This is a genomic window from Streptomyces sp. NPDC004051, from assembly GCF_053604275.1.
Genome location: NZ_JBSGHG010000003.1, coordinates 167,265 through 180,822 on the forward strand (window position 1 = coordinate 167,265; position 13,558 = coordinate 180,822).

Sequence of the window (13,558 nt, forward strand, 5' to 3'; positions counted from 1 at the left end):
GCTTACCGTGCAGCCCATGAAACTTCTGTCTGTGAACCTGGGGCGTCCCCAAGCCGTGCCGTACACGGATCAGCCCGAGGGCGTGACCGGCATCGACAAGCGTCCGGTGGACGGGCCGGTACGGGTGGCGGCGCCGGGGCCGAAGGGGGTCGGTGCGAGCGGGCTGGCCGGGGACGCGGTGTGCGAGACGCGGCACCACGGGGGCGATGACCAGGCCGTGTACGCGATGGCCCGCGAGGACCTCGACGAGTGGGAGGGCGTGCTGGGCCGCACGCTGCCGAACGGCTCGTTCGGCGAGAACCTCACCACGGCGGGGATCGACCTGTCCGGCACCCTGATCGGTGAGCGCTGGGGCATCGGGTCCGAGGTGGTGCTGGAGGTCACCTCCGGACGCATTCCCTGCCGCACCTTCCAGGGCCATCTGGGTGAGAAGGGCTGGGTGAAGCGGTTCACGCAGCGGGGCGCGCCGGGTGCCTATCTGCGGGTCGTCCGGCCCGGTGAGGTCCGGGCGGGCGACACGATACGGAGGGTGCACCGGCCGGACCACGAGGTGACGGTCGCGCTGCAGTTCCGGGCGGTGACGACGGAGCGGGCGCTGCTGCCGCGCCTGCTGGCGGCGGCGGACACGCTGCACCCCGAGGCACTGGCCAAGGCGCGGCAGTACGAGACGAAGCACGGGGCGGGCCGGGGGGCCTGACGGAGAGCCACGGGCGTCGCACCGTTTCCCCGGTGACTGATCCGGTCGGGCTTCAGTGCACCGGCCGGGCGGCGGTGCCGGGCGGACGCCCGGACTCCGGGTAACTAGTCTTGGGCCATGACAACCGCTCTGATTACGGGATCGACGGCCGGGATCGGTGCCGCGTTCGCACGGAAGCTGGCAGCCGACGGGCACGACCTGGTGCTGGTGGCCCGCGACATCGTCCGGCTCCGCGAGCAGGCGACCGAGCTCCACGACCGCCACGGCATCGAGGCGGAGGTGCTGCGGGCCGACCTCGCGGAGGACAAGGGCATCGAGGTGGTGGCCGAGCGGCTGGGCGACCGCAGGAACCCCGTCGACCTGCTGATCAACAACGCGGGCTTCGGCAACAAGGGCCGGTACCTCGAGGTCCCGATGGCGGACGAGCTGAGGATGTTCAAGGTCCACTGCGAGGCGGTGCTGCGGCTGACGTCGGCGGCGGCGGAGGCGATGCGGGAGCGCGGACGCGGGGGCATCGTGAACGTCGCCTCGACCGCCGCGTTCGTGCCGCGCGGAACCTACGGGGCGTCCAAGGCGTGGGTGGTGCAGTTCACCCAGGGCGCGGCGCAGGATCTGGCGGGCAGCGGCGTACGCCTGATGGCGCTGTGCCCCGGCTTCGTCCGCACCGAGTTCCACAAGCGGGCGGGGATGGGGACGGACAGCATCCCGAAGTGGATGTGGCTCGACGCGGACAAGGTGGCGGAGGCGGCCCTCGCGGACCTGGCCCGCGGCAAGTCGGTGTCGATCCCGGACCCGCGGTACAAGGTCCTGCTGGGAGCGGCGAAGCTGGTCCCGCGCGACCTCCTGGGCGGCCTCTCCTCCCGGACGGGCCGCAAGTACGGGCCGCGCTGACGGCACGGCCCGGTCCTGTTGCGAAGAGAGCCTCGGCGGTTCGACGGCCAGGTCATGGGCCGCCGGACGGCTATCTCGTGTTCCTGGTGGGTCCTGCTCCCGCTGTGACGAGGAGCGCGGCCGTCTCGAGGTGGGGGCCGCGCTCCGCCCAGTCCAGGGGAGACCAACCTGTTCCGCGGTCTTCCCGGAGGTTCGGGTCGGCGCCGTGCGCCAACAGCTCGCGCACGGTCTCGGTGTGCCCCCAGCACGCGGCCGCGCACAGCGGTGTGCCGTCCGAGCCGACCCCACTGCTCTCGGTGTCGGGGCGGGCCCCGGCTTCCAGGAGCAGGCGTGCGACCTCGGCTTCCCCCTGCACGGAGGCCAGGTAGAGAGGGGTGGTGCCGTCCCCGTCTCCTCGCTCCGGGTCCGCTCCGGCCCGCAGGAGTGCCTGCACGCGGGCGGCGTCGGCCGCCACAGTCGCTTCGCTGAGCTGACGGGAGAGCTTCTTCTGCCGACGCCGTTTCATGGTGGGTGAGGCTAGCGATCACGGACGGAGTAAGGCCATCCGTATCCCCTGACCGGCACCGACAGCGGCACTCCGTTCTCGGGGCCGGCGACGACGGGCTCCCCTCTGCGGCACCCGCACGAGTGCGAGCACCGGCACAGCACGCAGGCCCGGCGCCGCTGGGCAGCGGTGCCGGGCCTGCGTGTCCGACTACGGACGTCGGTCACCGACGTCCGCCACGAGCGGGATGCTCAGTGGGCGTGGCCGTGGCCGTGACCACCGGCGGCCGGCTCCTCCTCTTCCTTCTTCTCGACGACCAGGGTCTCGGTCGTGAGCAGGAGGGAGGCGATGGAGGCGGCGTTCTCCAGGGCAGAGCGGGTGACCTTGACCGGGTCGATGACGCCGGCCTTGATCAGGTCGCCGTACTCGTCGGTGGCGGCGTTGTAGCCGCTGCCCTTCTCGAGCTCGGCGACCTTGGAGACGATGACGTAGCCCTCGAGGCCGGCGTTCTCGGCGATCCAGCGCAGCGGCTCGACGGCGGCGCGGCGGACGACCGAGACACCGGTGGCCTCGTCGCCGGTCTTGTCGAGGTTGCCCTCGAGGACCTTGACGGCGTGGACGAGCGCGGAGCCACCACCGGAGACGATGCCCTCCTCGACCGCGGCGCGGGTCGCGGAGATGGCGTCCTCCAGACGGTGCTTCTTCTCCTTCAGCTCCACCTCGGTGGCGGCGCCGACCTTGATGACGCACACGCCGCCGGCCAGCTTCGCGAGGCGCTCCTGGAGCTTCTCGCGGTCCCAGTCGGAGTCGGTGGCCTCGATCTCGGCCTTGATCTGGCCGACGCGACCGGTCACGTCCTCCTTGTTCCCGGCACCGTCGACGATCGTGGTGTCGTCCTTGGTGACGGTGACACGGCGGGCGGAGCCCAGCACGTCCAGGCCGACCTGGTCGAGCTTGAGGCCGACCTCCTCGGAGACGACAGTGGCGCCGGTGAGGACGGCCATGTCCTGCAGCATCGCCTTGCGGCGGTCGCCGAAGCCGGGGGCCTTGACCGCGACGGCGTTGAACGTGCCGCGGATCTTGTTGACGACCAGGGTCGACAGGGCCTCGCCCTCGACGTCCTCGGCGATGATCAGCAGCGGCTTGGAGGCGTTGGCCTGGATGACCTTCTCCAGCAGCGGCAGCAGCTCGGCGATGGAGCCGATCTTGCCCTGCGTGATGAGGATGTACGGGTCGTCCAGGACGGCTTCCATGCGCTCCTGGTCCGTCACGAAGTACGGCGACAGGTAGCCCTTGTCGAAGGCCATGCCCTCGGTGAAGTCCAGCTCCAGACCGAAGGTGTTGGACTCCTCGACGGTGATGACACCGTCCTTGCCGACCTTGTCCATCGCCTCGGCGATGAGCTCGCCGACCTGCTGGTCCTGGGCGGACAGCCCGGCGACGGCGGCGATGTCGGACTTCTCGTCGATCGGGCGCGCCGAGGCGAGGAGGTCCTCGGCGACCGCGGCGACGGCGGCGTCGATGCCCTTCTTCAGGGCGGCCGGGGAGGCACCCGCGGCGACGTTCTTCAGGCCCTCGCGGACCAGGGCCTGGGCCAGCACGGTCGCGGTGGTCGTACCGTCACCCGCGATGTCGTTGGTCTTGGTCGCCACCTCCTTGACCAGCTGGGCGCCGAGGTTCTCGTACGGGTCCTCGACCTCGACCTCGCGGGCGATCGTGACACCGTCGTTGGTGATGGTGGGGGCGCCGAACTTCTTGTCGATGACGACGTTGCGGCCCTTGGGACCGATCGTCACCTTCACCGTGTCGGCAAGCTTGTTGACGCCGCGCTCAAGGGCGCGACGGGCGTCCTCGTCGAACTTCAGGATCTTCGCCATGGCAGCGGGAGCCCTCTCGGAAATCAGGGGTGAAAAATCACTGCGCCCCGGGCCCCCGGCTCAGTAAGCGTGTCGGGACCAGGGGCGCAGTTTCGGAGCAAATGTGCTACGAGGTGACTTACTTCTCGATGATCGCGAGAACGTCGCGGGCCGAGAGAACGAGGTACTCCTCGTTGTTGTACTTCACCTCGGTGCCGCCGTACTTGCTGTAGAGCACGACGTCGCCGACCTTCACGTCGAGTTCGACGCGCTTGCCGTCCTCGATGCGGCCCGGACCGATGGCCAGGACGACGCCCTCCTGGGGCTTCTCCTTGGCGGTGTCCGGAATGACCAGGCCCGAAGCCGTGGTCTGCTCGGCGTCGAGCGGCTGGACCACGATGCGGTCCTCGAGCGGCTTGATGGCAACCTTGGAGCTGGCGGTCGTCACGATCCGACCTCCCCCTTCGGAGATCTCACGGGGTTAACTGTCTGAGGTGGCGACCAGGTCGATCCGTCGTCGCGGGTGCCGGACCTGCCCGTCGCGTGTGTTGGCACTCTCCAGGGGGGAGTGCCAGACCCGAGACTATGACCGCGATTAGCACTCGGTCAAGCGGAGTGCCAATTCCCTGTGTTCGCGTCGGCGGTGGAACGCGTCGGTCGTACGGGTGTGCGCGGCCGCCCGGCGCTCCGACGACCGGCCCCGGGAGCGCCCCGGACGGGCCGGGTGCTCACCGGTGCCGCAGGTGGTCCTCCAGCCTCCCGACCCTCAGCCCCTGTTCCTCCAGCCCGCGCAGCAGACGTGCCGTCCGCTCCGCCAGGGTCAGGGGCGGGATCTCACCGGCGGGGACGGAGATGATGTCGCCGGGGCCCAGGCGGCGGGCGCCCCGGGCGTACGTGAGGGTGCCGTCGCCCTCCAGCGTCACCCGCCAGAGCACGACCGCCGTGATGCCGCAGTCGGCGGCGGCGCGGAGGGTCGTGGCGTCGTACGTGCCGTAGGGCGGGCGGAAGAGGTGGGGACGGACGCCGAAGCGGGACTGGAGCTTGTGCTGCTGGCCGCAGATCTCGGCGCGCTGGCCGGCGTAGGGCAGGCCGCGCAGGGCGGGGTGGTCGAGGGTGTGGTTCTGCAGACTCGCACCGACCGAACGCAGGCGGGCGAAGTGGCCGTAGCCCGGCCCCACCACACTGTCCGTGAGGAACATGCTGACGGGAAGGCGGCGCTGCCGTACGAGGTCGATGAAACGGGGGTCGCGTTCGGCGCCGTCGTCGTAGGTCAGGAAGACGACCGCGTCCCGGGTCGGCACCCGGTCCACGACGGGCGGGACGCGGCCGGGCGACTGCCCCGCTCCGTCCCCCGCGCCCCCGGCGCCCCCACCCCCTCGGCCGGCGGGGCCCACGACCGGCCGCCCGGCCGGCGGGCCGCAACCCACCAGCACCGCCGACGCCGCCAGCACCGCCAGCGCCGCCAGCACTGCCGGGAGGACCGCCACGGCCGCCCCCCGCCGGATCACAGGTAGTCCTCCAGGCGTCCCACCGCGTACCCCTCGGCCGTGACCTTGTCCAGGAAGCGGCGGATCATGTCGGGCATGGTGCCCTTCCACTCGTTCCGGCCCCGGAAGTGGGTGAGGACGATGTCGCCGGGGCGCAGTTTCCCGTCCCCTTCGCGGTAGTCCCAGCGGTCGACGAAGACCTCCTCGTTCCACAGCGGGACGTACTCGACGCCGCAGGACTTGGCCGCGCGCAGGGTGTTCTTGTCATAGGTGCCGAACGGCGGGCGGAACAGGACGGGGCGGTGGCCGTACCGCTCCTCGAGGACGTCCTGCATGCCGCAGATCTCGCGCTTCTGGCGGACGTAGGACAGGCCGCGCAGGGGCGGGTGGCTCAGGGTGTGGTTGTTCAGGCCGACGCCCCGGTCCTGCATCTCCTCGAAGTAGCCGTAGTCCTCCCTGATGACGTAGTCGCTGAGGAAGGCGGTGTACGGGATCTTCAGCTCGCTCATCATGCGCAGGAACGCCGGGTCCTTCTCGGCGCCGTCGTCGATGGTGAGGAAGACGACCTTCTCGTCCGTGGGGACGGTGGTGAAGACCGGGGGGAGGTCCAGTCGCCGGTGGCCGTCGACCTCGAAGCCCTCACGGGTGGTGATCCTCGGCTTCTTCCCGGGCGCCGGCGGGGCGGCCAGGGGCACCTCCTGGAGCCCCCAGCGTTTCGCGGCGGCCGCGCGCGCGGCGTACGCGGCGCGCGGTTCGGCGGCGTGGGGGCCGTGCTCACGGGCCGGGGGCGCGGCGAGGGGCCGCCGGCCGCCCTCGGCCGGGTCCGGGGCGGTGGAGTCCTTTCCGCAGCCCGCGGCCAGGGGGGCGAGGGCTGCGAGGGTGAGTACGGCAACACCTGCCCGCACACCCCACCGTGACTGTCTTTTATCGTTTTGTCCTACTACTCGCATGGAGCCGGATCCTCGCAGTCCACCGCCCCGGAGCCGGCCCGACACCGCGGCCGGCCGCACACCGTCCACCGACTGGCCCACAGCCGGCCCGCGCCTGACCCACAATGGGCCGGTGAACGACCGCACCCCCCTCTCCGCCTCGCCCCTCGCCCCGCTCCTCACCCCCGAGGGCCGCGCCCTGCTCGAGGAGGTGCGCGACACCGATCCGGCGCGAGAACTCGCCGTCGCGACCCGGCTGCGCCGCGAGCATCCGGCGGAACTGGTCTCGGCGGCGCTCGGCCAGGCGCGCCTGCGGCAGCGGGCGGTGGCGAAGTTCGGGGCCCAGGACGCCGCGCGCATGTTCTTCACGCCGAACGGAGTCGAGCAGTCGACCCGGGCGAGCGTGGCGGCGTACCGGGCGCGGCGGCTGAAGGAGTCGGGCGTGACCTCGGTGGCCGACCTGTGCTGCGGGATCGGCGGGGACGCGATCGCGCTGGCCCGGGCCGGGATCCGGGTGCTGGCGGTGGACCGGGACCCGCTCACCGCGGCGGCGGCCCGCGCGAACGCCGACGAGCTGGGCCTGGCCGGGCTGATCGAGGTGCGGGAGGCCGATGTCACGGAGGTGGACCCGGCCGGTTACGACGCCGTCTTCGTCGATCCGGCCCGGCGGGGCGGCCGCGGTCGCGTCTTCGACCCCGAGGCCTACTCACCGCCGCTGTCCTGGGCGGTCGAGGCGGCCCGCAGGGCGCCCCGCGCCGCCGCGCTGAAGGTGGCACCGGGCATCCCGCACGAGGCCGTCCCCGCCGACGCGGAGGCCGAGTGGATCTCGGACGGCGGGGAGGTGAAGGAGGCGGTGCTGTGGTTCGGCCACGGGCGGACCTCTGCCGCCGGGGCGGAGGACGCGACCCCGGCGGCCCCTACGACCCCGGCGGCCCCTGCGATCCGGGCGACCCTGCTGCCCGGCCCGCACACGCTCCTCTCCCGCGGACTGCCGGACCCCGAGGTGCGCCCGCCCGGCCGGTACCTGTACGAGCCCGACGGCGCCGTCATCCGCGCCCATCTCGTCGCCGAGGTCGCCGAACAGCTCGACGGCGGGCTCATCGACCCGACCATCGCCTATGTCACCGCCGACGAGCACCGCCCCACCCCGTACGCCACCGCCTACGAGATCACCGACCGGCTCCCCTTCAACGTCAAGAAGCTGAAGGCACTGCTGCGTGAGCGCCGCATCGGCACACTGACCGTCAAGAAGCGCGGATCGGCGGTGGAACCGGAGGAACTCCGCCGTAAGGCCCTGCCCAGACCCCACGGCCCCGAGTCCGTCACGGTCTTCCTCACCCGCGTCGCGGGCGCCCCGACGATGTTGCTGGGGCACCCGGTGCGGTGAGGCCCGCAGGCGGCCCGGTGAGGCCCCGCGGGGTCGGCTCAGGACCCGACGATCGCCTTGCCGACGGCGAAGCCCTTGGCCGGCCCCTCCGGGATCACCGCGTCGGTGCCGTAGGGGACACGGTGCTCGTCGGCGTACTTGGCCTTCTTGGGATCGGGGGACGTCAGGACGAGCACGGCTCCCTCGTCGTCGAAGTCGTCGACGATCACGTACACCGGAATCCCGGCGCGGGCGTACTCCCGGCGCTTGCGGACGCGGTCGCGCTGGAGGTTCCGGTGGCCGGGCGAGGTGACCTGGACGACCATCCCGACCCCGGCGGCGTCCACACCGAGACCGTCCTCGTCGGGGATCTCGTCGAGATCGAGGGGGGCCACGAACAGGTCGGGCACCCAGGCCTTCTGACGGTGGATGGCGTTGACGTCCTGGAGAGCCGCGTAACCGCTCTCCCCCAGGTGGGCGTCCAGCGCGCGGCGGAGACGGTTGACGAGCACGCCATGACGACGACGACCGGTAGGCGACACCTCGATGGACCCTTCGATGATCTCGGCCCGGTAGCCCTCGGGGAGATCCATGGCCTTCCACGCCTGCCACAGGACCTCGTCCAGGTCGGAACCCGGCTCGGAAACAGGCTTGTACGCCACTGGGGCCACCTCTTCTGCGAGAGCGGTCATCGAGAAGCACCTCCTCCTTCAAGTGTGGGCGCGGGCGCCACTGCGGCACAAGCGACACCGCGACGCTACGGCCACGAAGAGCCGCCACCCGCCGCAACCGGTACCGTTCAGCCGATCGGGTGATCAAGTGATCACGGCCCCGCGAGCCTCCCGTCCGCCGCGGCACCGGCGCGCCCGGCCGGCGGTGCTCCCGTGCTGCTGCGCACCACCAGGCTGGTGGCCAGTTCCACCCGGGTCGCGGCCGCCGCGTCCTCGCCCTTGCCCAGGTCGAGGACCAGCCTGGCCGCCGCCTCGGCCATCTCGGTCAGCGGCTGCCGTACGGTCGTCAGCGGCGGCCCCACCCAACGGGCCACCGGCAGATCGTCGAACCCGACCACGCTCAGATCCTCGGGGATCCGCAGGCCCAGCTCACGCGCGGCCTCGTAGAGACCGAGCGCCTGGAGGTCGTTGCCGGCGAAGACCGCCGTGGGCCGGTCCTCACGGCGCAGCAGGGCGAGGCCCTGGCGGTAACCGGTCTCGTGGTGGAAGTCGCCGGACATGATCAGCCCGGGGTCCACCGGGAGCCCGCCGGTCTCCAGCGCCGCCCGGTAACCGTCGATGCGGGCGCGGCTGCACATCATCCGCGAGGGGCCGCTGATCGCCCCGATCCTGGTGTGCCCCAGCTCGACCAGATGCCGGGTGGCGGCGAGGCCGCCCTGCCAGTTGGTCGCGCCGATGGAGGGCACGTCGGTGCCCGGGTCGCCGGCCGGGTCCATCACCACGAACGGGATGGACCGGCTGGTCAGCAGCGCCCGCCCGGACTCGTCGAGGCCGGACAGGACGAGGATCACCCCGTGCGGACGGCGCGCGGCGACCTGGTCGGCCCAGGTGCGCCCCGGCGTGAGCCGCCCCGCGCTCTCGGAGAGCACGACGCTCAGTCCGGCGTCCCTGGCCACGTTCTCCACGCCCCGGATGACCTCCATCGCCCAGGCGCTCTCCAACTCGTGGAAGACCAGGTCGATCAGCGGCGAGCGGGTGGCCTCGGCACGTCGGCGCCGGTAGCCGTAGGTGCGCAGCAGTTCCTCGACCCGGCTGCGGGTGGCGGGGGCGACATCGGCACGCCCGTTCAGCACCTTCGAAACAGTCGGCGCGGAGACACCGGCCTCGCGGGCGATCTCGGCGAGGGTCGCAGTCTGCGCTCTGCGCCCTCGCGACCGGTTTTCAGCGGGCTGCGAGGAAGTCATGGCGGCGATCGTATCCCCGCGGACCTCCTCCACGAAGCCTCTTCCGCGTCACGGAACCCCAGAATATTCGAGACAAGGACCGAAACATTCGGCGTTCGGCGATCGAGCGGGACGCCGGTCAGTCCGCCGCCACCGACTCGAAGCGCCAGCGGTGGACCGGGCGGGTGGTCAACTCGGCGGGCGGTTCGGGAAGTTCGGGGAGGGCGGCGTCGTACGGGGCGTCCCACCAGGTGATGACCAGGACGCGGTCCTGCGGGGCGCGGAAGGTCTCCCGGCGCAGGGGCGGGGCGCCGTCGAGCTCCTGGGTCCGCGCCCAGGCCAGCAGGTCCTCGCCCCGGTCGGGTACCGCCCGCGCCTCCCACATCAACGCGACGGTCACGAGTACAGGTTCTCCTTGCTGACCTCATGAATGTGGTCGTGGTCGTGGTCATGGCTGTGGGCGTGGTCGTGGCTGCGGGGCTCGCCCGGGACGTGGGGTTCCGTCACCGGGAGGGACGAGTCGGCGGACAGGTCCCAGTCGGAGGCGGCCCGGTTCCGGGCGACCATCTCCGCGCCCAGGGCGGCCACCATCGCACCGTTGTCCGTGCACAGCTTGGGGCGTGGCACGCGCAGTCGGATGCCGGCCGCCTCGCAGCGCTCCTGGGCCAGCGCCCGCAGCCGGGAGTTGGCGGCCACTCCGCCGCCGATCATCAGATGGTCGACGCCCTCGTCCTTGCAGGCGCGTACGGCCTTGCGGGTGAGCACGTCCACGACCGCCTCCTGGAAGGACGCCGACACGTCACGCACCGGGACCTCCTCCCCCGCCGCCCGCTTGGCCTCGATCCAGCGGGCCACGGCCGTCTTGAGACCGGAGAAGGAGAAGTCGTACGCCGGATCGCGCGGACCGGTGAGCCCGCGCGGGAACGCGATCGCGTTCGGGTCCCCCTCGCGCGCGTACCGGTCGATGACCGGGCCGCCGGGGAAGCCGAGGTTCAGCACGCGCGCGACCTTGTCGAAGGCCTCGCCCGCCGCGTCGTCGATGGTGGCGCCCATGGGGCGGACGTCGGAGGTGATGTCCGAGGACAGCAGCAGCGAGGAGTGTCCACCGGACACCAGCAGCGCCATCGTCGGTTCGGGCAGCGGCCCGTGCTCCAGCTGGTCGACGCAGATGTGCGAGGCGAGGTGGTTGACGCCGTAGAGGGGCTTGCCGAGGGCGTAGGCGTACGCCTTGGCCGCCGAGACGCCGACGAGCAGCGCGCCGGCGAGGCCCGGACCGGCGGTGACGGCGATGCCGTCGAGGTCGCGGGCGCTCACGCCCGCCTCCTTCAGCGCGCGCTCGATCGTCGGCACCATCGCCTCAAGGTGCGCCCGGGAGGCCACCTCCGGGACGACGCCGCCGAAGCGTGCGTGCTCGTCGACGCTGGAGGCGACGGCGTCGGCCAGCAGGGTGGTGCCCCGGACGACTCCGACACCGGTCTCGTCGCAGGAGGTCTCGATCCCCAGCACCAGGGGTTCGTCAGCCATGGGTCTCGGTTCCTTCTACGCCGTTCACGGGGTTCGTCGGGTCCTGCGGGTCCTGCGGGTTCATCGAGTTCGGCGGGTTCGCAGAGGCCGCCGGGTCGGTCAGGCGCATCACCAGGGCGTCCACGTTCCCCGGCTGGTAGTAGCCCTTCCTGACCCCGATGGTCTCGAAGCCGAAGCGCTCGTACAGCTTCTGGGCACGGACGTTGTCGATCCGGCACTCCAGGAACACCTCGGCGCACTCGAACGCGGTCGCCGCCCGCAGCAGTTCCGTCAGCAGCCGCGAACCGAGGCCGGTGCCCCAGTGGTCCCGGGTGACGGCGATGGTCTGGACGTCGGCCACCCCGGCGGCACCCCCGTCGGAGGCTCCGTCACCGTCGGGCGCCCCGTCGCCGTCGGGCTGCGCACCCGCGGCGGTGAGCCCCGCGTATCCGACGAGGCGGCCGCCCTCCTCGGCGACCACGTACCTGCGGGTCGCGGCGGGCCCGCGCGCATGGGCCAGTTCCGACCAGAACATCCCCCGCGACCAGGCGTCCTCGGGGAACAGTTCGCGCTCCACCTGGAGCACCGGCTCGATGTCCCACCAGCGCATCTCGCGCAGTACGGCGTTCTCGGGTCCTGTCACTTGGGGGTGACCACCTTGTAGTTCTTGGGGACCTGGGCATCGGGCCGCCGCAGATACAGCGGTCGGGGCGCGGGCAGTTCCTCCCCCGCCGCCAGCCGCTCGGCGGCCAGCCGTGCGAGGGCCGCGGCCGACACGTGCTCCGGCTCGTGCGCCCTGGGGAAGGTGTCGGGGTACAGCAGCGCTCCCGCGCCGACCGCGGGCAGGCCCTCGACCTGCCCGGCGATGTCGGCGGGGCGGTCGACGGCGGGGTCGGTGAGGCGGGTGCGGGAGTCGGCGTAGCGCGCCCAGTAGACCTCCTTGCGGCGGGCGTCGGTCGCCACCACGAAGGGACCCTCCAGGTCGGCGGCGTAGGCGAGGCCGTCCAACGTGCACACACCGTGCACGGGGACGCCGAGCGCGAGCCCGAAGGTGTCCGCGGTCATCAGGCCGACCCGCAGCCCGGTGTACGGGCCGGGACCGATGCCCACGACGATCCCGGTGACGGCGCCCGTCGTCAGGCCGGCTTCGCCGAGCACCCGGTCGATGGCCGGGAGCAGCAACTCGCCGTGCCGGCGGGCGTCCACCTGGCTCGAGGAGGCGATGACGTCGTCGCCGTCGTGCAGCGCGACGGTGACGGCGGGGGTGGCGGTATCCAGAGCGAGCAAGAGCACACAAACAGCCTACGGCTCCCCACGGCCCGTGTCGGACGACCCGGTCGGACGGCTACGTACTGCTACCGTCGCATCGGCGTACGCACAATTCCGGATCATTTCCGACAATCACTGACAGGTTGCAGGCGACAGACGGCGGGCGGCAGCCGGCAGATGTGGGACTGGGGTGAGGGTGGTGGCGGGCAGCAGTTCGGCGATCGTGGCGGGACTGACCTCGGCCGCCCTCGCGACGGTCGCCTTCCTGGGGCACCAGGCGGCGTCGAGCGCCTCGGCCCACCCGCACGCCGCCCGCGCGAGCACCTCCCCGGGCGTCGTGCGGGCCGACCGGGGCGCCGACGCCCCGGACGGCGCGGACGGCACCCAGCACACCGGCACCCTCACGGCCCCGCCCAGAGGCTCCGGCCGGGGCACCCGGGTCGTGTACGCGCTGGACACCGACCGGGTGTGGCTCGTCGACAGGAGCGGCAAGGTCAGGCGCACCTTCACGGTCGAGCCCGGCACGGTGGATCCGGAGCCGGGCACCTACCGGGTCACCTCGCGCTCCGGGAAGGTCACCGGATCGGACGGTGTCCCGGTCGAGCACGTCGTCCGCTTCGCCGACAACGACGGCACGGTGATCGGTTTCAGCGCGGCCGTCGACGGCTCGACCCCGCGACTCGACCCGAAGGTCCGCACGGGCGGTGTCCGCGAGACCCGGGCGGACGGCATGGCGATGTGGAAGTTCGCGACGATCGGCCGCAAGGTAGTCGTCGTCCGGTAGCCGTCGGCGGCGGCCCGTCCCGACAGGTCAGGCGGCGTCGCGGTGGGTGCCGGTCGGCTCCGTGGGCCGCGACTGCGGCAGCGGCTCGGGGGCGCGGGGCGGGGTGGAGACCGCGGCGGCGGCCGCACCGGCGGCCAGCAGGTCCCTCATCGAAACCCCGGTGAACGACTGCGGCCGTGTCCCGGTCGTCGTCCCGGCTGTCCGGCTGGAGCTCTCGATGGCCGACATGGACGCCTCCTGGGGGCCGGGGGCGGACTTGGTTAGGCAGACCTAACCACGAGCTGGACACCATGTGACCACGCCCGGGACGCCGAACGCAACACCGTGCCGACACCTTGTCGGAACATAGGGAGAACATACGGGGAGGCGGCCTCCGCCCGGCCTCCACCCGCCCTCCC

16 protein-coding genes are annotated in these 13,558 nt (G+C 72.2%); 4 read left to right on the forward strand and 12 right to left on the reverse strand.

The genetic code is table 11. From position 1 onward, the window contains the following. Window positions 1–16: 16 nt before the first annotated feature. Window positions 17–697, forward strand: coding sequence for an MOSC domain-containing protein (locus tag ACWEQO_RS06010; RefSeq protein ID WP_452979432.1), 681 nt, complete (start codon window positions 17–19; stop codon window positions 695–697). 117 nt (window positions 698–814) lie between these two features. Continuing rightward, complete coding sequence (locus ACWEQO_RS06015) at window positions 815–1,588, forward strand: SDR family NAD(P)-dependent oxidoreductase (protein ID WP_361449999.1); 774 nt, start codon at window positions 815–817, stop codon at window positions 1,586–1,588. Between the two features lie 70 nt (window positions 1,589–1,658). Here the strand turns inward: ACWEQO_RS06015 and ACWEQO_RS06020 are convergent, their stop codons facing one another. From ACWEQO_RS06020 to ACWEQO_RS06040, 5 genes are all read right to left on the reverse strand, one after another. Further along, a complete protein-coding gene (locus ACWEQO_RS06020) occupies window positions 1,659–2,093 on the reverse strand; it encodes an ankyrin repeat domain-containing protein (RefSeq protein ID WP_452979436.1) in 435 nt (144 codons plus the stop codon). A gap of 230 nt (window positions 2,094–2,323) precedes the next feature. Further along, window positions 2,324–3,949, reverse strand: a complete 1,626-nt coding sequence (gene groL, locus ACWEQO_RS06025; protein ID WP_361449994.1) for a chaperonin GroEL — start codon at window positions 3,947–3,949, stop codon at window positions 2,324–2,326. A 118-nt stretch (window positions 3,950–4,067) separates the two neighbouring features. Next, the gene (gene groES, locus ACWEQO_RS06030) at window positions 4,068–4,376 is read right to left on the reverse strand and encodes a co-chaperone GroES (protein WP_109377710.1); all 309 of its coding nucleotides are present in this window, start codon (window positions 4,374–4,376) and stop codon (window positions 4,068–4,070) included. Window positions 4,377–4,656: 280 nt separating this feature from the next. Further along, on the reverse strand, window positions 4,657–5,433 hold the full coding sequence (locus ACWEQO_RS06035; RefSeq protein WP_452979745.1) for a polysaccharide deacetylase family protein: 777 nt from the start codon (window positions 5,431–5,433) through the stop codon (window positions 4,657–4,659). Continuing rightward, window positions 5,433–6,320, reverse strand: a complete 888-nt coding sequence (locus ACWEQO_RS06040; RefSeq protein ID WP_361449988.1) for a polysaccharide deacetylase family protein — start codon at window positions 6,318–6,320, stop codon at window positions 5,433–5,435. The genes ACWEQO_RS06035 and ACWEQO_RS06040 overlap by 1 nt, the downstream gene beginning before the upstream one ends. 157 nt (window positions 6,321–6,477) lie before the next feature. On the opposite strand from ACWEQO_RS06040, the gene ACWEQO_RS06045 reads away from it, so the two are divergent. Further along, window positions 6,478–7,731 carry a class I SAM-dependent methyltransferase gene (locus tag ACWEQO_RS06045; RefSeq protein WP_452979441.1) on the forward strand — a complete coding sequence of 418 codons (1,254 nt, stop codon included), beginning with the start codon at window positions 6,478–6,480 and terminating at the stop codon, window positions 7,729–7,731. Between the two features lie 38 nt (window positions 7,732–7,769). Here the strand turns inward: ACWEQO_RS06045 and ACWEQO_RS06050 are convergent, their stop codons facing one another. From ACWEQO_RS06050 to tsaB, 6 genes are all read right to left on the reverse strand, one after another. Beyond that, window positions 7,770–8,402 carry a Uma2 family endonuclease gene (locus ACWEQO_RS06050; protein WP_452979444.1) on the reverse strand — a complete coding sequence of 211 codons (633 nt, stop codon included), beginning with the start codon at window positions 8,400–8,402 and terminating at the stop codon, window positions 7,770–7,772. A gap of 131 nt (window positions 8,403–8,533) precedes the next feature. Beyond that, on the reverse strand, window positions 8,534–9,625 hold the full coding sequence (locus tag ACWEQO_RS06055) for a LacI family DNA-binding transcriptional regulator (protein ID WP_361449979.1): 1,092 nt from the start codon (window positions 9,623–9,625) through the stop codon (window positions 8,534–8,536). Window positions 9,626–9,743: 118 nt separating this feature from the next. Beyond that, entirely contained in the window at window positions 9,744–10,004 is a 261-nt protein-coding gene (locus ACWEQO_RS06060; RefSeq protein WP_452979448.1) for a hypothetical protein, read from the reverse strand. Next, entirely contained in the window at window positions 10,001–11,128 is a 1,128-nt protein-coding gene (tsaD, locus tag ACWEQO_RS06065; RefSeq protein ID WP_452979450.1) for a tRNA (adenosine(37)-N6)-threonylcarbamoyltransferase complex transferase subunit TsaD, read from the reverse strand. The genes ACWEQO_RS06060 and tsaD overlap by 4 nt, the downstream gene beginning before the upstream one ends. Further along, window positions 11,121–11,750 (reverse strand): GNAT family N-acetyltransferase, encoded by a 630-nt coding sequence (locus ACWEQO_RS06070; RefSeq protein ID WP_452979453.1) that lies wholly within the window; start codon window positions 11,748–11,750, stop codon window positions 11,121–11,123. Before ACWEQO_RS06070 ends, tsaD begins: the two co-directional genes overlap by 8 nt. Continuing rightward, complete coding sequence (gene tsaB, locus ACWEQO_RS06075; protein ID WP_361449970.1) at window positions 11,747–12,400, reverse strand: tRNA (adenosine(37)-N6)-threonylcarbamoyltransferase complex dimerization subunit type 1 TsaB; 654 nt, start codon at window positions 12,398–12,400, stop codon at window positions 11,747–11,749. Before tsaB ends, ACWEQO_RS06070 begins: the two co-directional genes overlap by 4 nt. A gap of 175 nt (window positions 12,401–12,575) precedes the next feature. Between tsaB and ACWEQO_RS06080 the strand changes: the two genes are divergently transcribed. Next, the gene (locus ACWEQO_RS06080) at window positions 12,576–13,160 is read left to right on the forward strand and encodes a hypothetical protein (protein WP_452979456.1); all 585 of its coding nucleotides are present in this window, start codon (window positions 12,576–12,578) and stop codon (window positions 13,158–13,160) included. A gap of 27 nt (window positions 13,161–13,187) precedes the next feature. Here ACWEQO_RS06080 and ACWEQO_RS06085 read toward each other — a convergent pair whose 3' ends face one another. Beyond that, window positions 13,188–13,388 carry a hypothetical protein gene (locus ACWEQO_RS06085; RefSeq protein WP_452979458.1) on the reverse strand — a complete coding sequence of 67 codons (201 nt, stop codon included), beginning with the start codon at window positions 13,386–13,388 and terminating at the stop codon, window positions 13,188–13,190. Between the last annotated feature and the right edge of the window lie 170 nt (window positions 13,389–13,558).

Coding starts and splice junctions, on each gene's coding strand:
- ACWEQO_RS06010 (WP_452979432.1), top strand. CDS start 17: ATGAAACTTCTGTCTGTGAACCTGGGGCGTCCCCAAGCCGTGCCGTAC.
- ACWEQO_RS06015 (WP_361449999.1), top strand. CDS start 815: ATGACAACCGCTCTGATTACGGGATCGACGGCCGGGATCGGTGCCGCG.
- ACWEQO_RS06020 (WP_452979436.1), bottom strand. CDS start 2,093: ATGAAACGGCGTCGGCAGAAGAAGCTCTCCCGTCAGCTCAGCGAAGCG.
- groL (WP_361449994.1), bottom strand. CDS start 3,949: ATGGCGAAGATCCTGAAGTTCGACGAGGACGCCCGTCGCGCCCTTGAG.
- ACWEQO_RS06050 (WP_452979444.1), bottom strand. CDS start 8,402: ATGACCGCTCTCGCAGAAGAGGTGGCCCCAGTGGCGTACAAGCCTGTT.
- ACWEQO_RS06055 (WP_361449979.1), bottom strand. CDS start 9,625: ATGACTTCCTCGCAGCCCGCTGAAAACCGGTCGCGAGGGCGCAGAGCG.
- tsaD (WP_452979450.1), bottom strand. CDS start 11,128: ATGGCTGACGAACCCCTGGTGCTGGGGATCGAGACCTCCTGCGACGAG.
- ACWEQO_RS06085 (WP_452979458.1), bottom strand. CDS start 13,388: ATGTCGGCCATCGAGAGCTCCAGCCGGACAGCCGGGACGACGACCGGG.